Consider the following 20735-nt stretch of genomic DNA (forward strand, 5'->3'; position numbering starts at 1 on the left):
GCCGGGCCCCGCGGTCCCGCGGCCGCACCGGTTACGCGGACGGGCGGCACAGCAGCGGCCTCGCCAGTTCCGCGCAGGGGCGGTCGCCGTGGGAGCGGATGACGTCCTGGCCGACCTGCTGGGCGAGGTAGCGCAGGAAGCCGGCGGCGAGGGAGTCGGCGGGCGGTTCGCCGTAGGTGTACGCGTACTCCGTCTGCCAGTACGGGTACGCGCCCTTCTCGACGCCGTCCAGGGTCGCCGGGTAGCCGTCGATCCGTACCGGGACGACGCCCTTGTGCCCGGCGACGTTGCCGGCCTCGCTGTGGCCGAGGGCGCCGGGGGTGCGGGCCACCGTGTCGAGCAGGACGTCCGTCCTGCCGACCTCGCAGCGGCCCGGCCTGTCGCGCTCCAGGGCCGTGCAGTCGCTCGTGGTCGTCGCCGGGAGCTTCTTCCCACCGAGCACCTTGCGCTCCAGCGTGGTGCGCGTGCCGGAGTCGGGGTAGCGGCTGACCAGGTGGATCGGGACGTTCTTGCCGTGCACCTCGTTCCAGTTGGTGATCTTCCCGGCGTAGATGTCCCGGATCTGCTTCAGGGTGAGGTCCTGGACGCCGGCGTCCTCGCTGACGACCAGGGTGAAGAGTGAGAGGGCGACGGGGCGGGGCAGCAGGCGGGGGTAGCCGGCGGGCTTGGCGCCGTCGCTGAACGTCAGCCGGTCGCCGAGCCCCGTGCCGTCACCGTCCGCGGGCTTCGCCCGGTCACCGGCGTCCGCGAGGGCGCGCAGGCCGGGGCCGCTGCCGCCGAAGTCGCTGTCGGAGGTGGAGATGTGCGCGCCGGGGCACGTCTTCGTGTACTGCTTCGCCGCCTCCTTCAGCACCGGCGCGAACGCGGTGGAGCCGGAGAGGGTGAGCCGGCCGCGCGCGCAGTCCAGCGGCGCCGCCCGGACGTCGTCGTCGCGGGAGAAGGTGAGCAGCGACTGCACCGCGCCGACCAGGGCCAGCACGACCAGCAGGGCGATGACGGGGCGGGAGGCGAAGGGGTGGTACTCGGTCTTCTTGATGGTCCCGCCGCGCACCCCGCCGACGACGCTCGCGACGACCTCCGGCTCGGGGAACGCCTCGCCCGGGACGCCCCGTTCGCGTTCCAGGACCGCCAGCACCTTGTAGTGGTCGCGGCGGTTGAGCTTCACCTTCGGCAGCTCGATCAGGCCGTCGGTGACGCCGAAGCCGGGGACGGTGCCCGGGACGAAGCCGTGGTTGCCGGTGCCCGGGGTGAAGAAGCCGCGCAGTTCGTCGCGGCTGAGTTCGGTCACCACCATGCCGGCGACGCGGCGGCCCCGGCAGCGGATGCGGATGCCCATGGGGCCCTCGGCGGGGGCGAGGTAGTCGTCCTCGACGATCGGGGCCCAGCCGCTGTTCTCGATGCGCAGCAGCACGAACGACGGGTCGCGGAGGGGCGCGCCGTCGGCGCCGCGCAGTTGCTGGAGGACTCCGGCGTACGGGGTGGCCGCCGCGTCGCCGGCGGTCGTGTCCATCTGGACGCGGTAGCCGAGGCGTTTGCGGCCGGCGAGGACGAACTCCCACAGGGCCGCGACGACGGGAACGGCGAGGCCCAGTACGGCGAAGACGGACTCCCAGGGAAAGCCGTTCACGGCCGGCTCCGGAATGGCTGGAGGGACGGTGGGGGGCCATCGTGACCGTGGGGGGTCCGGGAGTGCGAGGGTTGTGCGGTAATCACACGATGAGTTCACCGTGGTGACAGCGACAACACCCGGGCGTTCACCGGGTGTTGGCTGGAAGGGGGCGTTCCTCTTCGCCGAGGGTGCCGTCCGGGTGGGTAGGGGTGCGGGTCGACCTGCGGTCGGCTCGTACGCGGGGGTGTGACGCGGGCTTCTTTTCTTCGCCCCCGCCGCCCCTACCCTTCCCGTCCCCCAGGGGCTCCGCCCCTTCGACCCCGGGCGCGGGAGAGGCCGAGTGGTGCGGGACATATGGCGGGTGCGGGTGCGTCGTGGTTGCTCGCGCAGTTCCCCGCGCCCCCTAGAAGCAGGGGGCGCCCCCTGCTTCTAGGGGGCGCGGGGAACCCGCGTACGTTCCCCGGCCGGAGGTCAGCCCGCCTGGTACATCGCCCCGGCCGGAGGCCAGCCCCCCGCTTCGGGGGGCGGGTCCGGCTGCGTACGGCCGCGGACCTGCGCCGCGGTCAGGCCGCCCGCCGCCGGCATGCCCCGCCGGTTCTCCACCGGCGGCACCCCGTTGCCCGGGACGGACTGCAACCCGGGCCCACCCGGCTGCGCCGGCATCCCCGGCAGTCCGGAGCCCGGGCCCCAGCCCACGGTCCCCGCCGGCATGGACGCCGGCGCGGGCCCCGGCATCGGCGCCGAGACCGGCGGGGGTCCGGAGACCGGCGTGGGCGCCCCGCCGTAGACGGCCCCCGGCACCACCCCCGGCGCCGACGGCGTTCCCAGCCCCACCGCGGCCACCATCGCCCCGAGCCCCGGCGCGGGCGCCACGGCCGCCGGGGCGGGGGGCGGCGCAGCCGCCGGAGCCGGCCCGGGCACCGCACCCGCCACCGCGCCCGCACCCGCCACCGCGCCCGCACCCGCCACCGCGCCCGCACCCGCCACCGCGCCCGCACCCATCCCCGCCCCGTTCGTCTCGCTCACCAGGCGGTCCACCGCCGCCGTCCCCGAGCTGTAGCCGGCACCTGCCGTCGGCGCCTGCGTACCCGTGCCGTACAGCACCTGTTCCAGCCCCGTCACCAGCCGGCGCACGTCCACCTGGGGGCGTACCACGAGCCGCAGGAAGCGGCTGGAGGAGCCGATCTTGTTGCCGCACTCGCGGACCAGGATCCGGTGGCCGGTGAGCAGCCGGTCGCGCACGACCGTGCCCTCCGCCCCGACCGGCAGCCGTACGAAGAGGAAGTTGCCCTGGGACGGGTACACCGTGAGCCCCGGCAGCTGGGCGAGCTGCCGGGCCATGTCGGCGCGGTCCTGCCGCACCTGCCGCAGGCTCGCCGCGTACTCCGCGCCGTGCCGCTTCAGCATGAACACCACATGCTCGGCGAAGGAGTTGAGGTTCCACTTCGGCAGCATCGAGCGGACTCTGCCCGCGAGCGCCGGGTTGGCCACGAGGTATCCGAACCGGATGCCGTGCAGCCCGAAGTTCTTGCCGAGGCTGCGCAGCACGATCACATTGGGCCGCAGCATCGCGTCCTGGACGGTGCTCGGCTCCTCCTCCGCGTCGGAGAACTCCAGGAACGACTCGTCGATGACGATGAGGTCGAGGTCGGCCATGGCGTCCATGAAGTCGACCAGCGCCTGCCGGGGCAGGAACCCGCCGTCGGGGTTGTTCGGGTTGCAGACGACGGCGACCCGGGACCCGCGCTTGCGCAGGAACTCGGCGTACGCGCCGAGGTCGAGGGCGAAGCCGCCGGACTCCTGGAGCGGGAACATGTCGACCCGCTTGCCCGTCTCCATGGGCTGGTCGGTCCACCGTCCGAACGTCGGGACGGGCACGGCGAGGGATTCGGTGACCAGCAGATGGTCGATCCAGGTGATCAGCTCGGTCGAGCCGTTGCCCATCGCGACGCAGCTCGGGGGGAGTCGGAGCAGTTCGCACAGCTCGGCGGTGATGGTGTCGGCGCTGCTGGGGTAGTAGGTGATGATCTCGCGCAGCCGGCCGGCCAGTTCGTCGAACATGGCGGGGGTGGGGAAGTAGGGGTTGCACGGGATGCAGAAGTCCACCGGTCCGGGGCCGTCGCCGCCCTCGCGCGTCAGCGCGGCCATCGAGGGGCTGTGCGCCGCGGTGCCGCGGAACAACGAGGTGACGTTGTCGGCCATGAAGCCTTCGAACCTCCGTATGGGAACGGGCCGCCGGCGGGCCCGTCACGTTTGGGCGGCCCGTGCGGGGGAGCACGGGCCGCCCAGTCATACGGATGCGGGGGCGCCCTTGTTCAAGGCCGGCGCCCCGCTGGGCTCACCGCCCCGCCCGGTTCACCGCCCCGCGCCGAACGAGTGGACCGTCGTCGTGCGGTACGTCTGCCCCGGCCGCAGCACCGTCGAGGGGAAGGACGGCTGGTTGGGGGAGTCGGGGAAGTGCTGGGTCTCCAGGGCCAGCGCGTCGCCCTGCCGGTAGGTGCGCCCGGAGGTGCCCACCAGCGTGCCGTCGAGGAAGTTGCCGGAGTAGAACTGCACGCCGGGCTGGTCGGTGGCGATCCGCAGGGTGCGCCCGGAGGACGGGTCGCGCAGCGTCGCCACGTGCTCGGGCTCCTCGGTGAGGCCCTTGTCGAGGACCCAGTTGTGGTCGTAGCCCTTGGCGGTGACCTGCTGGGGGTGACCGGCGCGCAGATCGCGGCCGATCGCCTTGGCCCGCCGGAAGTCGAACGGCGTGCCGGAGACGCGCGCCAGCTCGCCGGTGGGGATGAGGCCCGCGTCGGTGGGGGTGTACCGGCTCGCGGCCAGGGTCAGTTCGTGGTCGTAGACGGAGCCGCTGCCCTCGCCGGCCAGGTTGTAGTACGTGTGGTTGGTGAGGTTGACGACGGTGGCCCTGTCGGTCGTGGCCGTGTAGTCGATGCGCCAGTCGCCGTGCCGGTTCAGGGTGTAGGTGACCTGGACCTTCAGCGTGCCGGGGAAGCCCTCCTCGCCGTCGGCGCTGGTGTAGTGCAGGCGCAGTCCGACGTCCGCGCCCCGGGTGAACGGCTCGACGTCCCAGACGCGCTTGTCGAAGCCCTTGGCGCCGCCGTGCAGGGTGTTCTCGCCGTCGTTGACGGAGAGCTGGTACGCGGTGCCGTCGAGGGTGAAGCGCCCCTTGGCGATGCGGTTGCCGTAGCGGCCGATGGTGGCGCCGAAGTACGGGCTGCTCGCCACGTAGTCGCCGAGGTTGTCGAAGCCGAGGGAGACGTTGGCGCGGCGGCCGTGGCGGTCGGGGATCTCCAGCGACTGGACGATGCCGCCGTAGCTGAGGACCTTCATCCTCGTCGCGCCGTTCTCCAGCGACCAGCGGTACACCTTGGTGCCGTCGGCCAGCGTGCCGAAGAGCTCCTTCACGGGCTTCCTGCCTCTCGGGGACGACGGCGCGGACGACGAGGCCCGGGACGAGACCCGGGACGAGGCCGGATCCGCCGTCGAGGCACGGGCGGTGCCGGCGGTCGCGGCGGTGAGGCCCGCGGCCGCGGCGGTCGCGAGGACGGTACGTCTGCTCATGTCCATGTGCGGCTCCTGCCAAAGGAAGCGGGCCCCGCCGTGGTGGCGGGGCCCGAGCGGAGACTTAAGAACCGGACTTGCGCTTGTTCCACACGTCGAAGCCGACCGCCGCCAGCAGTACCAGGCCCTTGATGACCTGCTGCCAGTCGGTGCCGATGCCGACGAGGTTCATACCGTTGTTCAGCACGCCCAGGACCAGGCCACCGATGATCGCGCCGAGGACCGTGCCGACGCCGCCGCTCATCGACGCGCCGCCGATGAACGAGGCCGCGATGGCCTCCAGCTCGAAGTTGAGGCCGGCCTTGGGCGAGGCCGCGCTGAAGCGGGCGGCGAAGACCAGCCCCGCCAGGGCCGCGAGCATGCCCATGTTCAGGAAGACCAGGAAGACGACCTTCTTGTCCTTCACACCCGACAGCTTGGCCGCGGGCAGGTTGCCGCCGATCGCGTAGATGTGCCGGCCGATGATCGCGTTGCGCATCAGATAGCCGAAGCCGACCACCAGCACACCGAGGATGATCAGCACCACCGGGGCGCCCTTGTAGCTGGCGAGCAGCAGCGTGACGACGAGGACGGCGGCGACCAGCGCGACCAGCTTCGTCAGGAACATCTTGGTGGGCAGGACGTCGAGCGCGAACTCCTGCTGCCGCTTGCGGTCGCGGACCTCCTGGTAGACGACGAAGGCGATGATCGCGAGGCCGAGGAGGACCGTCAGGTTGTGGTAGTTGGTGTTCGGCCCGACCTCCGGCAGGAAGCCGTTGGCGGTCTTCTGGAGCCCCTCGGGGAAGGGGCCGAGGGTCTGCCCCTTGAGGACGATCTCGGTCCCACCGCGGAAGATCAGCATCCCGGCGAGGGTGACGATGAACGACGGTATGCCGAGATAGGCGATGAAGAATCCCTGGAACGAGCCCGCGGCGGCGCCCAGGAGCAGGCACAGCACCACGGCCAGCGGCCAGGGCACGTCGTGTCTGACCATGAGCACGGCCGCCGCCGCGCCCACGAACGCCGTCAGTGAGCCGACCGACAGATCGATGTGACCGGCGATGATCACCAGCATCATGCCGATCGCGAGGATCAGGATGTAGCTGTTCTGGAGCACCAGGTTGGAGATGTTGCGCGGCAGCAGCAGGTCGCCGCCGGTCCACGCCTCGAAGAGAATGACGATCAGGCCGAGCGCGATCAGCATGCCGTACTGGCGCATGTTGCGCCGCATGCCGTCCACGAGCAGCTTCAGCAGGCCGTCGCCCGCGCCCGAGCCGCCCTTGCCCGGCGGCGCGGCCGCCGGGGTCTTCGCGGTGACATCCGTGCTCATCGGGTTACCTCTTTGTCCTTCTCGTCCTTCGTCATCCGGCGCATCAGCACTTCCTGGGTGGCCTCGGCCCGCGGGACCTCACCGGTCAGCCGGCCGGCGGCCATGGTGTAGATGCGGTCGCACATGCCGAGCAGCTCGGGCAGCTCGGAGGAGATGAAGACGACCGCCTTGCCCTGGGCCGCCAACTGGTCGATGACCGTGTAGATCTCGTACTTCGCGCCGACGTCGATGCCACGCGTCGGCTCGTCCAGGATCAGCACGTCCGGGCCCGCGAAGATCCACTTGCTGAGGACGACCTTCTGCTGGTTGCCGCCCGACAGCTTGCCCACCGGCTCGAAGACGGTCGGCGCCTTGATGTTCATCGACGTGCGGAAGCCCTCGGAGACCTGGCGCTCCCCGTGCTCGTCCACCAGACCCCGCTTGGAGACCTTCCCGAGGGCGCTGAGCGAGATGTTGCGGTTGATGGTGTCGATGAGGTTGAGGCCGTAGTGCTTGCGGTCCTCGGTGACATAGGCGATGCCGTGCGCGACCGCCTCGGGGACGGTCCTGGTACGGATCTCCTTGCCGTCCTTGAACACCTTGCCCGCCGCGTACCGGCCGTAGCTGCGGCCGAACACGTTCATCGCCAGCTCGGTGCGGCCGGCGCCCATCAGCCCCGCGATGCCGACGATCTCCCCGCGGCGCACATGGATCGACACGTCGTCGACCACCTTGCGCTGCTGGTCGATCGGGTGGTGCACGGTCCAGCCGCGGATCTCGAAGGCGGGTGCGGCCCCCTCCTCCGGCTGGTGCGGGGTGCGCTCGGGGAAGCGGTGGTCGAGGTCGCGGCCGACCATGCCGCTGATGATCCGGTCCTCGGTGGTCTCCGCGGCCTTCACGTCGAGGGTCTCGATGGAGCGCCCGTCGCGCAGGATGGTCACCGAGTCGGCGACCTTGCGGATCTCGTTGAGCTTGTGGGAGATGATGATCGAGGTGATGCCCTGCTTCTTCAACTCCAGGATCAGCTCCAGGAGTTTGCCGCTGTCCTCGTCGTTCAGCGCCGCCGTCGGCTCGTCCAGGATGAGCAGCTTCACCTTCTTGGAGAGCGCCTTGGCGATCTCCACGAGCTGCTGCTTGCCCACGCCGATGTCGGCGACCCGGGTGTTCGGGTGGTCCGACAGGCCGACGCGGCGCAGCAGTTCGGTGCCGTGCTTGAGGGTCTCGCCCCAGCTGATGAACCCGCGGGTGGCGTGCTCGTTGCCGAGGAAGATGTTCTCCGCGAGGGAGAGGTAGGGCACCAGCGCCAGCTCCTGGTGGATGATCACGATGCCGCGCTGCTCGCTCGCCCGGATGTCCTTGAAGTGGCAGACCTCTCCCTCGAAGAGGATCTCGCCCTCGTAGCTTCCGTGCGGGTGGACGCCGGAGAGCACCTTCATGAGGGTGGACTTTCCGGCGCCGTTCTCCCCGCAGATGGCGTGGACCTCACCCGGACGCACCGTCAGGGTGACGTCGGAGAGCGCCTTCACACCGGGAAAGGTCTTGACGATCGAGCGCATTTCCAGGACGGGTCCCGCCATGGTCGTGCCTTTCAATCCGTAGGGATCCCTTGAGGACGGGCGGGTTACTTCAGTTCGTCCGCGGTGTAGTAGCCGCCGCCGACCAGGACCTTCTCGTAGTTGCTCTTGTTGACGCTCACCGGCTGGAGCAGGTAGGCGGGCACGACCTTGACGCCGTTGTTGTACGACTTGGTGTCGTTGACCTCGGGCTTCTTGCCGTGCAGCGAGTCGTCCACCATGTTCGCGGTGACCTTGGCGAGCTTGCGCGAGTCCTTGTAGATGGACATGGACTGCTCGCCGGCGATGATCGACTTCACCGAGGCGATCTCGGCGTCCTGCCCGGTGACGACCGGCAGCGGCTTGTCCTTGGAGCCGTAGTTGTCCGACTTCAGCGAGGACAGGATGCCGATGGAGATGCCGTCGTACGGGGAGAGCACCGCGTCGACCTTACGGTGCTTGTACGAGGAGGTCAGGATGTCGTCCATGCGCTTCTGCGCGGTGCCGCCGTCCCAGCGCAGGGTGGTGACCTGGTTCAGCGCGGTCTGCTTGGACTGGACCACCAGCTGCTTCTTGTCGATGTACGGCTGGAGCACGCTCATCGCGCCGTTGAAGAAGTACCGGGTGTTGTTGTCGTCGTTGGAGCCGGCGAACAGCTCGATGTTGAACGGGCCCTTCTTCGAACCGTCCTTCAGGCCCAGCTTCTCCAGGATGTAGTCGCCCTGGAGCCGGCCGACCTTCTCGTTGTCGAAGGAGGCGTAGTAGTCGACGTTCTTGGTGCCGAGGATGAGCCGGTCGTAGGAGATGACCGGGATGTTCGCGTCGGCGGCCTGCTGGAGCACGTTGTTCAGCGACTTGTTGTCGATCGCCGCGATGACCAGGGCCTTGACGCCCTGCGTGATGAGGTTCTCGATCTGCGAGACCTGCTGGTCCGGGTCGTCCTCGCCGTAGACCAGCTTGGTCTTGTAGCCCTTGGCCTCCATCTCCTTGACGACGTACTTGCCGTCGTAGATCCAGCGCTCGGAGGACTTGGTCGGCATGGCGATGCCGACGGTCCCGCCCTTGCTGTCGGCCTTGTCCTCCTTGCTGCCGCCCTCACTGTTCTGGCCGCACGCGGTCAGGGTCAGGGCGAGGGTGGCGACCGAGGCGATCGCGGCTACTGCGGCTCTGCGAGTGGTCATGTTGAACATCCTTGGCGTCAGGCTCAGTTGGGCGTGGACCGGTCCTCCGGTGCGCGGCGCGTGGAGGGCGGTGCGAGGAAGGATCGAAGGCGAGTGTGTGGGATTCTGCGCGACTGTGTCGTCTTGTGTGAAGAGATTTTTCGGGAACGTTATGCGCCGGTGTCGAACCGTCGCAGCGAACCCGGCATCCGGGACCCCAGCGGGGCCATGTCCGTGTCCGCGCCGTGGCGCGCGAGCAGGTCCAGGGCGAGCCGTCCGCGGCGCACCCGCTCCTTGGCCGTGGCCAGCGTGACCTCCCGCAACTGGTGTCCGTAGGGGTAGATCCCGGGCGCCTTGGACAGCCCGAACTTCAGATAGATCGGGGCGCCCCGGCGGATCAGCTCGGCCACCTCGTACATCCGCACATAGCCGCCCAGATCGTCCGGTGCCTCGATGTACATGTCCATCGGGGCACCCGAGAGGCGGCGGATCTCGGTCAGATGGTCCAGGGTCAGATCGCTGGGCACGTTGACCGAGTCCGCGCCGAGCCGTTCGTACACCGCGAACGAGGCCGGGTTGACGGGGCCGATCAGCGCCGAGACCTTCAGCGTGGTGTCGGCCGGGATGATGCCCTGCGCGCGCGCCCGGTGCAGCGTCCACAGCACGCCCTCGTCGGCCACCAGCAGGCACTTCACGCCGAGTTCGGTGGCGCGGACCGCGTCCTCCAGACAGCCGGCCACCGCGTCGTGGCCCCGGGCGCGCAGCCCGCCGCCGTGCGAGTCGGTGCGCACCGAGCCGCCGATGTCCCAGGTGCCGCGCGGCCCGGTGAACAGGCACAGCTCGATGTCGCGCGCGGCGGTCGCCTCGACCATCTCGGTGATCTCGGCGTCGGTCAGCATCCACACACCGCTGCCCTGGCTGATCCGGTGGATCGGCACGTCGAGCCGGGAGGCCTCCTTCAGGACCACGGCGAGCGCCTCCGGGCCCTCGCAGGAGGGCACCTCGGTGCGCCAGCGGCCGCCGCCGGGGAAGGCGTGCGGGGAGGCGTCGGCGGGGGAGAGGGCGGGCGCGTCCAGGCCGAGCGCGGCGAGCGCCTGCTCACCGGGTCGTCGGGCCGCCGTAGGGGAAGCGTCGGTCACGAGGTGTCCTTCATGTGCGTCATGTGCGTCATGTGCGTGCGTCTGGAGCCGTGGGGCCGGGGCCGGTACTGCCGTTGTTCGGTATGTCGGACGTAGTTCGCGGAGGGCGGTAGGGGTGGGCGGTGGAGATGGCGGTGGTGGCCATGGGGCGCGGGGTGGTGGGTCGTGCGCCGGTACGGGGCCGTCAGGTGCTCCGTACCGGCGCACGGTTCGGGTCGCGGCCCTACGGCCGCAACAGCACCTTGCCCACCTTCGGGTCCCCGGACCCCACCAATTCGATGGCGCGGGCGAATTCGTCGAGCGGCAGCTCGTGCGAGACCAGCGGCAGCGGGTCGAGCAGCCCCGCCCCGAAGACCCGCACCGTGTGCGCCCACGCCTCCGGCGGCGCCCCGAACACGGTGTGCACCTCCAGTTGGCGTACGACGAGATCGGTCGGGTCCAGCCCGTCGGCACCCGGCGCCGGGATGCCGGTGAGCACCAGCCGCCCGCCGCGCCGCAGCAGTCCGGCGGCGGTGCGCGCGGCGTCGGCGGACCCGGCGGTCTCGACGACCACGTCGAAGTCGTCCGGGAGCGCCTCGTCCTTCGTACGGAAGTCGGTGGCGCCGAACTCCCGGGAGAGCGACTCGCGGTCGCGGCGGGTGCCCACCACGAGCAGCTCCCCGGGCGAGCTCGCCCGCAGGAACTGCACCGCGAACATGCCGAGCGTGCCGGTGCCGACCACCGCGACCCGCTCGCCCGGCCGTGCCTGCGCCTTGAGCGCGGCGGCGGCGACACAGGCGGCGGGTTCGAGCAACGCGGCGGCCGTCAGCCCGGCGTCGTCCGGCAGGACGTGCAGCAGCCGGGCCGGCAGGGTCAGGGTGGCGGCCATCGCGCCGGGCTGCGTGAACCCGGTCTCCTCGTAGCCGGCGGTGCACAGCGTGGTCTCGCCCGCGTGACAGCGGTCGCACACCTGGCAGTTGCGGAACCCCTCGCCGACGACCTTGCGGCCCACGAGGGACTCCGGCACCCCGGCGCCGACCGCCGCGACGGTGCCGGACCACTCGTGGCCCGGGGTGAGCGGATACCGCACGTACCCCTCGGGCCGGTTGCCCTGGTACACCTCGCGGTCGCTGCCGCAGATCCCGACGGCGTGGACGGCGACCAGGGCCTCGCCGGGCCCGGGGTCCCGCGGGGTGTGCGGGACGAGGCGGTGGGCGCCGGGGGCTTCCACGAGGACGGCGGTACGGCTGCCGCCAGAGTGGTGGCCGGTGGTTCCGGCGGCTTCGGCGGCCCCGGCCCCGGGGCCCGGGCCGGTGGCTTCGGTGCTCATTGGTTCGCCTTGGGGGCGCGCTTCTCCCAGCCCTCGGCCCACAGGTCGAACCGGGCCTGCTGCTGCGGGAATTCGGCCGCCGCGTCGACGTCCAGCTCGACGCCGAGCCCGGGCGCGTCGGAGACGTGGAAGCAGCCGTCCTCCGGGTCCACCTGCGGGGCGCCCTTGACCACCTTCTTGATCTCCGCGTCGGCGAAGTCGTTGAAGTGCTCCAGGATCTTGAAGTTCGGGGAGGTGAAGCCCACTTGGAGGGAGGCGGCGGTGAGCACGGAGCCGCCGACGTTGTGCGGGGCGACGAGCATGTAGTGCGTCTCGGCGGTGGCGGCGAGCTTGCGGGTCTCCCAGATGCCGCCGATGTGGCCGACGTCGGGCTGGAGGATGTCGACGGCCTGGCTGTCGAACAGCTCGCGGAACTCGATCCGGTCGTGGATGCGCTCACCGGTGGCGAGGGGGATGTCGACCTTGGCGGCGACCTTCTCCAGCGCCTTGAGGTTCTCCGGCGGCACCGGCTCCTCCAGCCAGGCCGGCTTGAACGGTGCCATCTCCTTGGCGAGGCGGACGGCGGTGGCGGGGGAGAACCGCCCGTGCATCTCCAGCATCAGCTCGGCGTCGGGCCCGATGGCGTCGCGCACGGCCTCGATGAGCGAGACGGCGTAGTTGGTCTGCTCCTGGTCCAGCTCGAAGTGCCCGGTACCGAACGGGTCGATCTTCAGCGCGCGGTAACCGCGCTCCATGACCCCCTGCGCGGCCTTGTGGTACGCCTCCGGGGTGCGCTCGGTGGTGTACCAGCCGTTGGCGTACGCCTTGACCTTGTCGGTCACCTTTCCGCCGAGCAGCTGCCAGACGGGGACGCCGAGGGCCTTGCCCTTGATGTCCCAGCACGCCATCTCGACGACCGCGATGCCGGACATCACGATCTCGCCCGCGCGGCCGTAGTCGCCGTACTTCATGCGGCGCACGAGGTCCTCGACAGCGAACGGGTCGGAACCGAGAATGTGGTTGGCCTCGGCCTCCTTGAGGTAGCCGAGGAGGGCGTCGGTGTGCCCCAGCATCCGGGTCTCGCCGACTCCGGTGATCCCTTCGTCGGTGTGCACCTGGACGTAGGTCAGGTTGCGCCACGGCGTCCCGACCACGTGTGTGCTGATTCCGGTGATGCGCACGGTGTCGCCTCTCGCTCTGGTTGCCGCTTCGTGCTCTGTTCGATATTTCGTCACTCGTTCGAAATGCTGGCGTGACAGTAAGAGGTGGTGGGAGGAGTGTCAATGGGTCGCGCACGAAGCCGGTGGGCGGAATCTCCTGGTAACTGATCGTTCCCCACACAACTTTCACAGCAGTCACTGGCAAGCAGGGTGGGGGGAACCTAGTCTTCCGGCGACATGGACTACTGCACCCCCTGCCGAAGACACCTCAACGGAGCCCTCGCGTGCCCGGGTTGCGGGACGCCGGTGGGGTGGCTGGAGGGGGAAGCGGGGAACGGGGCGGAGCCCCCGCAGGGGCCCGGGGCGGAGCCCTTCGCGGGCTCGCCCCACGCTTCCGCCGGCGAAGCCTCCCCCGGGGCGGAGCCCCCTTCCGGCGGGGTCGAAGGGGCGGAGCCTCTCGCGGGCTCGCCCCACGCTTCCGTCGGCGAAGCCTTCCCCGGGGCGGAGCGCCCTTCCGGCGGGGTCGAAGGGGCGGAGCCTCCTGGGGGCTCGTCTCGCACTCCTGCCGGCGAAGCCTCGGCCGGGGCGGAGCCCGTGGCTCGGCGGGGGCGCAGCCGCCGTGCCTCTCGGGGGTCCAGGGGGCAGAGCCCCCTCGGGGGCGGGGGCGAGAGCCCCTTGGCCGGGGAGGGGGGCGGAGCCCCTCACACGGGGGCGCAGGGGGCGGAGCCCCCGCAGGGGTCCGGGGCGGAGCCCCGGGAGGACCCACCTCCTGTTCGCGAAGCCCCCGTCGGGGCGGAGCCCCATCCCGACGGGGTCGAAGGGGCGGAGCCCCTTGAGGACGGGAAGGGTAGGGGCGGCGGGGGCGAAGAAACCCCCGAGGAACCCCCCGGCCGCCGCGACCGCCGCGCCGCGTCCCACCGCCGCCGACGTCGCCGCGTCCTCCTCGTCGGCGCCGGCCTCCTCCTCGCCGCCGGCGGCCTGAGCCTCGCCGAACTCGGCACCGAGTCCCCGGGCTCCACGCCGGAGACCGCCGCGACGGGTGATCCGGCGAGCGACGACGCCGGGTCGTCGCCCGAGCGGTCCGGCGCGCCGGGAACGTCCGGTTCCGCGGAGCGCGGCGACGGGACGGCGAGCGCGACCCCGGACGCCTCCGCGTCGGGGTCCGCGTCCGCGTCGGCGTCACGCTCCGCGAAGGACGAGGAGAAGGGGGCGACGGCGAGCGCGTCCGAGACGGCGGGCGGGGCGGCACCGGGGGCGACGAAGGGGTCGTCGGAGACGGCGTCGCCGGGTGGCGGCGGCGGAGGCGGGGGTGGGGACGCGGGGAGCCCCACGTCCGAGGAGCCGGGGTCGACGACTCCGTCGTCGGAGCCGTCGCCGTCGGACACGTGTGATCGTTTCCTGTGGTGGTGCACGTAGGGGGTTCTCGCCCCCGCCGCCCCTCCCCTTCCCGTCCCTTCAAGGGGCTCCGCCCCTTGGACCCCGGCGCGGGAACTCGGGTGGGTGGGGTTCGTCGGCGGGTGCGGGTGCGGGTGCGGGTGCGGGTGCAGGTGCAGGTGCAGGTGCGGGTGCGGGTGCGTCGTGGCTGGTCGCGCGGTTCCTCGCGCCCCTTACGGGGCGCAGCCCCTGCCTTGGTCGCGCCCGCGCGGCGGAGCCGCACATCGGACACAGCCCCGCGCCCCTTACGGGGCCCCTATCGGGGCGCTCAGCCCGCGTCGTCCTCCTCCGGGAGCATCCGGCGGAGCAGGTCCCGCAGGGACACCCGTTCCGCGTCCGTGAGGGCGGCCAGGGGTTCGCGGGCGAAGTGGAGGGAGTCGCGCAGGCCGCGGGCGACCCGGCGGCCCTCCTCCGTCGCCGCCGCCAGCTTCACCCGCCGGTCGTCGGGGTCCGGCCGGCGCTCGACGAGGCCCCGGCTCTCCAGCCGGTCCACGATCCCCGTCACGTTCGACGGCTCGCACTTCAGCTTCCGCGCCAGCCGCCGCATCGGCAACGGCTCCAGCGACAGCAGACTCAGCAGCCGCGCCTGCGCACCCGTGAGCGCGTGCTCCGCGGCCGCCTCCTCGTACTCCTCGTGGTACCGCGCGACCACCGTGCCGATCAGATCGACGACCTCCAGCGTCAGCGCGTCCACACGGGGGCTCTTGTGTGCAGCCATGCCCCCGAGGGTACCCGGTTACTTGACATCCTGAAATATTGAGCCCCATTGTTGTTTCAGATGCTGAATTAAATTCAGCCGTCGCGCAAGCAAACTCAGGAGAGGGCGCCACCCCCATGACCGACCACGCATCGCTTCCCGCCACCGGCCGCGAATGGCAGCTGCTCAGCCGTCCCGTCGGCTGGCCGAAGCCCGAGGACTTCGCCTTCGTCGAGGCGGAGGTCGGCCGGCCGGGCGAGGGCCAGGTCCTGGTGCGCAACCGCTACCTCTCCGTGGACCCGTACATGCGCGGCCGGATGAGCGCCGCCAAGTCCTACGTCGCCCCGTTCGAGCTCGGCAAGGCCATGCAGGGCGGCGCCGTCGGCGAGGTGCTCGCCTCGAACGCCGAGGGCATCGCCGTCGGCGACCACGTCCTGCACTTCTTCGGCTGGCGCGAGTACGCCGTCGCGGACGCGAAGCACGTCGTCAAGGTCGACTCCGACGCCGCCCCGCTCTCCGCCTACCTCGGCGTGCTCGGCATGACCGGCCTCACCGCCTACGCCGGCCTGCTGCGCACCGCCTCCTTCAAGGAGGGCGACGCCGTCTTCGTCTCCGGCGCGGCCGGCGCCGTCGGCAGCCAGGTGGGCCAGATCGCCAAGCTCAAGGGCGCCTCCCGCGTCATCGGCTCCGCCGGCACCGACGAGAAGGTGCGGCTCCTGCTCGACGAGTACGGCTTCGACGCCGCCTTCAACTACAAGGAGGCCCCGGTCGCCGAACAGCTCCGCGCGGCCGCCCCGGACGGCATCGACGTCTACTTCGACAACGTCGGCGGCGACCACCTGGAGGCCGCCCTCGGCCGCCTCAACCGTGACGGCCGCATCGCGGTCTGCGGCATGATCTCGGTCTACAACAACACCGAGCCCGCCCCCGGCCCGCGCAACCTCTCCCGCCTCATCCAGACCCGCGGCCGCATCGAGGGCTTCCTGGTCGGAGACCACTACGACCTCCAGCCCCAGTTCGTCCAGGAGATCGGCCCCTGGGTCCGCGACGGCCGCCTCAAGTACCGCGAGACGGTGGTCGAGGGCATCGAGAACACCCTCGACGCCTTCCTCGGCGTCCTCCAGGGCGCCAACACGGGCAAGATGATCGTCCAGCTCTGACGAGACGAGGCCCGCGCCCCGTAGGGGGGCACAGCCCCAGCGGCCCCGCCCCGCTATCGTGCAGCCCATGCACGATCTGACCGCAGGATTCCGGCACTTGCTGGCCGGCCACCGCTGGGTGGCCCGGCACGGCCGGGCGTACGGCCTCGGCCTGCTGCCCGGCCTGATCACCCTGCTCCTCTACCTGGCCGCGCTCGTCGCCCTCGCCCTGTGGGGCGACGACTTTGTGGCCTGGGCGACGCCCTTCGCCGACGACTGGTCGAGCCCCTGGCTCGGCCTGTTCCGCGGGTTCCTCACCGCCGTGCTGTTCGCCCTCGCGCTGCTGCTGGCGGTCGTCACGTTCACCGCCGTCACGCTCCTGGTCGGCCAGCCCTTCTACGAGAACCTCTCGGAGCGGGTCGACCGTGACGTCTCCCCGGACGGCACCGCCCCCGAGTCCGGGCTGTCGCTGGCCCGGGAGCTGTGGATATCGGCGCGGGACGGGCTGCGCATCGTGGTGCGGGCCGGGGTGTGGGGCGTGCTGCTGTTCGCCTGCGGGTTCCTGCCGTTCGTCGGGCAGACCCTCGTGCCGGTGATCGGCTTCTTCGTCACCGGGTTCTTCCTCACCGAGGAGCTCACCGCCGTCGCACTCCAGCGCCGCGGCGTCCAGCTGCGCGAACGGCTCGCCCTGCTCCGCTCCCGCAAGATGCTGGTGTGGGGGTTCGGGACCCCGCTGGGCCTGGCGTTCCTGGTGCCGCTCGTCGCGGTGTTCCTGATGCCGGGCGCGGTCGCGGGCGCCACGCTGATGGCCCGCGAACTCCTCGGCGAGGAGACCCGGGACCCCGACGGCAACCCTGGCGGCGACCCCGGCGGAACCCCCTACGGCGACCCGGAGTTCACCCCGGTCGACTGAGGCGTCCTCAGCCCGCCCCGGTGCCGTCCTCCGCCTCCGGGGCGCCGCCCGGCCCCGCGTCCAGCAACGCCACGAAGTCCCGGAACGCCGCCGGCATGTCCACCGCATCCGGGTCGAGCAGCCACTGGAACTGCAATCCGTCCATGACCGCCACTAGCAGCGGTGCCACCCGCTCGGGGGGCAGTCCGCCGGGCAGCCGCTCGCCGTACTCCGCGCGCAGGACCGACGCCATGCTCGCGCGGACCTCCTCGTACCGCCCGGTGAAGAAGTCCCGCGCCGGGTGCCCCTCGGTGACGCTCTCGCCGAGCAGCGCGGAGAACGTCTGGACGACCCCCGGCCGCATCGCGTTGTACTCGACCAGCGAACCGAGCAGATCGAGCCGCCACCGCTGACCGGGCACCGCGTCCCACTGGTCGCGCTCCTTGAGGACGGCCACGAGCAGCGCGTTCTTGGTGGGGAAGTAGTGCAGCACCCCCTGCTGGGTCAGCCCCACCCGCTCCGCCACCGCGGCCATGCTCGCCCCCCGGTAACCGCGCTCGGCGATCACTTCGAGGGCCGCCCGGACGATCTCCGCGCGCCGCTCCTCGCTCCTGGCCCTGCTCGTCATGGCGCCACCGTACGGGATCCGTGTCCACTGCATATCGCGAAAAGATAACGAAAGTTACCGCATTACAGGTTCCGGGTGCAGCATGGGGGCGTCGAAGCGGCTTTCTACGAGGAGGTGCGGCCGTGGCCGGAACAGCGGACAAGGCGGGCAGGGCGGGCAGGGCGACGGACAAGGTGACGGACAGGGTGACGGGCGAAACGGGTGACCAGGCCCGCGAACAGGCCGTCGAGGCCGCCCTCGCCCGCCTCACGCTCGACGACAAGGCGCGGCTGCTCGCCGGCCAGGACCGCTGGACGCTGCCCGCGCTGCCGGAGATCGGCCTCGCCTCCCTCGTAATGTCCGACGGCCCGATCGGCGTCCGCGGCGTCCGCTGGACCGCCGACGACCCCTCCGTCGCGCTGCCCTCCCCGACCGCGCTCGCCGCCACCTGGGACCCCGAACTCGCCCACCGCGCCGGTGCGTTGCTCGCCCAGGAGGCCCGCCGCAAGGGCGTCCACGTCCTGCTCGCGCCCACCGTCAATCTGCACCGCTCCCCGCTCGGCGGCCGCCACTTCGAGGCGTACAGCGAGGACCCTTACCTCACCGGCCGCATCGGCACCGGGTACGTCGCCGGGGTGCAGTCCGGCGGCGTCGGCACCACCGTGAAGCACTTCGTGGCCAACGACGCCGAGACCGACCGCTTCACCGTCGACAACCTGGTGGGCGAACGCGCCCTGCGCGAGCTGTACCTGGCGCCCTTCGAGGCGATCGTCGCCGGCGCCCGCCCGTGGGGCGTCATGACCGCCTACAACTCCGTCAACGGCACCACGATGACCGAGCACGGGCCGCTCGTGAACGGTGTCCTGCGCGGCGAGTGGGGCTTCGACGGCATCAACGTCTCCGACTGGTCGGCCGCCCGCGACACCGTCGCTGCCATCGAGGGCGGCCTCGACATCGCCATGCCCGGCCCTGGCACCGTCTACGGCGAGGCCCTCGCCCAGGCGGTACGGGACGGCAGGGTCGAGGAGGCCACGCTCGACGCGGCCGTGCGCAACGTGCTGCGCCTCGCCGCCCGGGTCGGCATCCTGGACGGCGCCGAGCCCGTCGTCGCGGAGCCGCCCGCGGGCCTCGACGGCCAGGCGCTCGCCCACGAGATCGCCCGCCGCTCCTTCGTCCTGGTGCGCAACGAGGGCGCGGCACTCCCGCTGCGCCCCGGCGCGACCGTGGCCCTCATCGGCGCCGCCGCCCGCGACGCCCGCGTCCTCGGCGGCGGCTCCGCGACCGTCTTCCCCGACCGGATCGTCTCCCCGCTCGACGGCCTTACCGCCGCCCTGCCCGAGGGCAGCGTGACGTACGCCCTGGGCGCCGACCCCAACGAGGAACTCTCCATCGCCGACCGCGGGTTCACCCTGCGCGCGGTCTGCCGCGACGCCGCCGGCACGGTCCTCGGCACCGGCTCCGCGCCCAACGGCGACATCAAGTGGACGGACGTCGACCTGCCCGAGGGCGTCACTCACGACAACCTCCACTCCGTCGAACTGGCCGGCACCTTCACCCCGCGCGAGTCCGGCACGCACACGTTCGGCATCAAGGGCCTGGGCGCGTTCACCCTCGCCGTCGCCGGCACGACGTACTTCGACGGCGTCCAGCGGGCCGCGAAGGAGGACCCCTTCGCCGCGTTCTTCGGCGCCCCCGAGCCGCACGCACAGGTGGAGCTGACGGCCGGCGAGAGCATTGAGGTCTCCCTGACGCATGCCGTCGTCGCCCCCGAGGACACGGCCGCCACGTCGATCCTCTTCGCCCTCGCCCACCAGGAACCGCAGCGCGACCCCGACGAACTGATCGCCGAAGCCGCGGCGGCGGCGCGGGGCGCGGACACGGCGGTCGTCGTGGTCGCCACCACCGACCGCGTCGAGTCCGAGGGCTTCGACCGCACCGACCTGCGGCTGCCCGGCCGCCAGGACGACCTGGTCCGCGCGGTCGCCGCCGCCAACCCGAACACCGTGGTCGTCGTCAACTCCGGGTCCCCGGTGGAGCTGCCGTGGCGGGACGAGGTCGCCGCGGTGCTGCTCAGCTGGTTCCCCGGGCAGGAGGGCGGAGCCGCCCTCGCCGACGTGCTCACCGGCGCGGCGGAGCCGGGCGGGCGGCTCCCCACGACGTGGGGCTCGCTGGCCGACGCGCCCGTCACGCGGGTGGTGCCGGAGGACGGGCAACTCCCTTACAGCGAAGGCGTGTTCATCGGCTACCGGGCCTGGGAGAAGGAGGGCCGGACGCCGGTGTACGCGTTCGGACACGGGCTCGGCTACACGGACTGGGCGTACGAATCCGTCGAGGCGGAGGGCACGACGGTGCGGGTCCGGCTGCGCAACACGGGTGAGCGGGCAGGCCACGAGGTCGTCCAGCTCTACGTCGCCCCGGCCGGCCCGGACGCCGCCGCCGGACCCGAGCGACCGGCACGCCGGCTCGCCGGTTTCGCGGGGGTTTCAGCCGAACCGGGGGAGAGGGTGGAAGCCGTAGTGACGCTCCCGACGCGGGCGTTCGAGGTGTGGGACGAGACGGCGGGGGCCTGGGCACGTGTGAAGGGTTCGTACGAAATTGCCGCCGGGCGCTCGATCGCGGACCGCCGCGTGACGACGAGGCTTACGGTCTGAGGCAGGGCGCGCCCCTTCCTGAACAGCCCCGGTCCGGCACCTGACACCCGGACCGGGGCTCAGCCCTCTGCTATGCACCCAACCGGTCACGGCTTGACCAACCCGCCCTACCCCGGAACTCGCCCAAGCCCTGGCGCCCGCTCCGTGAGGCTGCGCAGTGGGCGGACCCGACGGGGGTTCTCACAATGGTCCCAGGTACTCGTGTCGCTCGTCGCCGGGCATAACATGTATGCCCCCACGGCGAATCTGCCACTCAATCAATCCCTCAACCTCGTGCGTGAGCATGAAGAGGCCCTGCACGTCTGAGTCCTCCACATCTGCGGGTGGAAGAGCGGCCATCTCCGTCAATTGGTCACGAAGCCACAGAACGTCTCCTTCTTGAATATCTCCTCCATAGAAAACGTACGACGTCCAGTTGAATGGATGGTTAGGGAACCCCCATCCACCTGAATAGTGATCATCGGCGTGATTCGCGATCACTTCTTTCATCGCGGAGAGCTGAGACCTATCGCACTCCAGCCACCCTCGTACTGACACGTACAGTGTCATACTTC

Annotated in this window: 16 protein-coding genes; 4 read left to right on the top strand and 12 right to left on the bottom strand. The window is 71.4% G+C overall.

Translation table 11 applies throughout. The annotated features are described in order from the left end of the window. Positions 1 to 31 precede the first annotated feature (31 nt). The 9 genes from IO29_RS22750 to IO29_RS22790 all read right to left on the bottom strand — a co-directional run bounded on the left by IO29_RS22750 (position 32) and on the right by IO29_RS22790 (position 12782). Complete coding sequence (locus IO29_RS22750; protein WP_030382119.1) at positions 32 to 1627, bottom strand: substrate-binding domain-containing protein; 1596 nt, start codon at positions 1625 to 1627, stop codon at positions 32 to 34. A gap of 453 nt (positions 1628 to 2080) precedes the next feature. After that, a complete protein-coding gene (locus tag IO29_RS22755; protein WP_037840579.1) occupies positions 2081 to 3811 on the bottom strand; it encodes a pyridoxal phosphate-dependent aminotransferase in 1731 nt (576 codons plus the stop codon). Between the two features lie 153 nt (positions 3812 to 3964). Further along, a complete protein-coding gene (locus IO29_RS22760) occupies positions 3965 to 5179 on the bottom strand; it encodes an aldose epimerase family protein (protein WP_030382120.1) in 1215 nt (404 codons plus the stop codon). A 58-nt stretch (positions 5180 to 5237) separates the two neighbouring features. Beyond that, positions 5238 to 6482 carry a multiple monosaccharide ABC transporter permease gene (mmsB, locus tag IO29_RS22765; protein ID WP_030382121.1) on the bottom strand — a complete coding sequence of 415 codons (1245 nt, stop codon included), beginning with the start codon at positions 6480 to 6482 and terminating at the stop codon, positions 5238 to 5240. Beyond that, a complete protein-coding gene (gene mmsA / locus IO29_RS22770; protein ID WP_030382122.1) occupies positions 6479 to 8038 on the bottom strand; it encodes a multiple monosaccharide ABC transporter ATP-binding protein in 1560 nt (519 codons plus the stop codon). Before mmsA ends, mmsB begins: the two co-directional genes overlap by 4 nt. A 44-nt stretch (positions 8039 to 8082) precedes the next feature. After that, complete coding sequence (gene chvE, locus IO29_RS22775) at positions 8083 to 9195, bottom strand: multiple monosaccharide ABC transporter substrate-binding protein (protein WP_199806936.1); 1113 nt, start codon at positions 9193 to 9195, stop codon at positions 8083 to 8085. A 149-nt stretch (positions 9196 to 9344) separates the two neighbouring features. Next, a complete protein-coding gene (locus IO29_RS22780; RefSeq protein ID WP_030382124.1) occupies positions 9345 to 10313 on the bottom strand; it encodes a hypothetical protein in 969 nt (322 codons plus the stop codon). Between the two features lie 223 nt (positions 10314 to 10536). Further along, a complete protein-coding gene (locus IO29_RS22785; RefSeq protein ID WP_234307638.1) occupies positions 10537 to 11622 on the bottom strand; it encodes a zinc-dependent alcohol dehydrogenase in 1086 nt (361 codons plus the stop codon). Continuing rightward, positions 11619 to 12782, bottom strand: a complete 1164-nt coding sequence (locus IO29_RS22790) for a mandelate racemase/muconate lactonizing enzyme family protein (protein WP_030382126.1) — start codon at positions 12780 to 12782, stop codon at positions 11619 to 11621. Before IO29_RS22790 ends, IO29_RS22785 begins: the two co-directional genes overlap by 4 nt. 216 nt (positions 12783 to 12998) lie before the next feature. Between IO29_RS22790 and IO29_RS40395 the strand changes: the two genes are divergently transcribed. Next, positions 12999 to 14177, top strand: coding sequence for an SCO2400 family protein (locus IO29_RS40395; protein WP_030382127.1), 1179 nt, complete (start codon positions 12999 to 13001; stop codon positions 14175 to 14177). A gap of 286 nt (positions 14178 to 14463) precedes the next feature. Here IO29_RS40395 and IO29_RS22800 read toward each other — a convergent pair whose 3' ends face one another. Next, a complete protein-coding gene (locus tag IO29_RS22800) occupies positions 14464 to 14913 on the bottom strand; it encodes a MarR family winged helix-turn-helix transcriptional regulator (protein WP_030382128.1) in 450 nt (149 codons plus the stop codon). Positions 14914 to 15029: 116 nt separating this feature from the next. Between IO29_RS22800 and IO29_RS22805 the strand changes: the two genes are divergently transcribed. Continuing rightward, complete coding sequence (locus IO29_RS22805) at positions 15030 to 16052, top strand: NADP-dependent oxidoreductase (protein WP_030382129.1); 1023 nt, start codon at positions 15030 to 15032, stop codon at positions 16050 to 16052. A gap of 67 nt (positions 16053 to 16119) precedes the next feature. Beyond that, positions 16120 to 16944, top strand: coding sequence for an EI24 domain-containing protein (locus IO29_RS22810; RefSeq protein ID WP_030382130.1), 825 nt, complete (start codon positions 16120 to 16122; stop codon positions 16942 to 16944). A gap of 7 nt (positions 16945 to 16951) precedes the next feature. Here the strand turns inward: IO29_RS22810 and IO29_RS22815 are convergent, their stop codons facing one another. Then, positions 16952 to 17569 (bottom strand): TetR/AcrR family transcriptional regulator, encoded by a 618-nt coding sequence (locus tag IO29_RS22815; protein WP_051707673.1) that lies wholly within the window; start codon positions 17567 to 17569, stop codon positions 16952 to 16954. A 155-nt stretch (positions 17570 to 17724) separates the two neighbouring features. Between IO29_RS22815 and IO29_RS22820 the strand changes: the two genes are divergently transcribed. Beyond that, complete coding sequence (locus IO29_RS22820; RefSeq protein WP_051707674.1) at positions 17725 to 20181, top strand: beta-glucosidase family protein; 2457 nt, start codon at positions 17725 to 17727, stop codon at positions 20179 to 20181. Between the two features lie 180 nt (positions 20182 to 20361). Here the strand turns inward: IO29_RS22820 and IO29_RS22825 are convergent, their stop codons facing one another. Then, on the bottom strand, positions 20362 to 20670 hold the full coding sequence (locus IO29_RS22825; protein ID WP_234316391.1) for a hypothetical protein: 309 nt from the start codon (positions 20668 to 20670) through the stop codon (positions 20362 to 20364). Between the last annotated feature and the right edge of the window lie 65 nt (positions 20671 to 20735).

The sequence above is a fragment of the Streptomyces sp. NRRL F-6676 genome (assembly GCF_000725625.1).
GTDB lineage: Bacteria > Actinomycetota > Actinomycetes > Streptomycetales > Streptomycetaceae > Streptomyces.

Coding starts and splice junctions, on each gene's coding strand:
- mmsA (WP_030382122.1), bottom strand. CDS start 8,038: ATGGCGGGACCCGTCCTGGAAATGCGCTCGATCGTCAAGACCTTTCCC.
- IO29_RS22785 (WP_234307638.1), bottom strand. CDS start 11,622: ATGAGCACCGAAGCCACCGGCCCGGGCCCCGGGGCCGGGGCCGCCGAA.
- IO29_RS22760 (WP_030382120.1), bottom strand. CDS start 5,179: ATGGACATGAGCAGACGTACCGTCCTCGCGACCGCCGCGGCCGCGGGC.
- IO29_RS22755 (WP_037840579.1), bottom strand. CDS start 3,811: ATGGCCGACAACGTCACCTCGTTGTTCCGCGGCACCGCGGCGCACAGC.
- IO29_RS40395 (WP_030382127.1), top strand. CDS start 12,999: ATGGACTACTGCACCCCCTGCCGAAGACACCTCAACGGAGCCCTCGCG.
- mmsB (WP_030382121.1), bottom strand. CDS start 6,482: ATGAGCACGGATGTCACCGCGAAGACCCCGGCGGCCGCGCCGCCGGGC.
- IO29_RS22810 (WP_030382130.1), top strand. CDS start 16,120: ATGCACGATCTGACCGCAGGATTCCGGCACTTGCTGGCCGGCCACCGC.
- chvE (WP_199806936.1), bottom strand. CDS start 9,195: ATGACCACTCGCAGAGCCGCAGTAGCCGCGATCGCCTCGGTCGCCACC.
- IO29_RS22825 (WP_234316391.1), bottom strand. CDS start 20,670: ATGAAAGAAGTGATCGCGAATCACGCCGATGATCACTATTCAGGTGGA.
- IO29_RS22800 (WP_030382128.1), bottom strand. CDS start 14,913: ATGGCTGCACACAAGAGCCCCCGTGTGGACGCGCTGACGCTGGAGGTC.
- IO29_RS22805 (WP_030382129.1), top strand. CDS start 15,030: ATGACCGACCACGCATCGCTTCCCGCCACCGGCCGCGAATGGCAGCTG.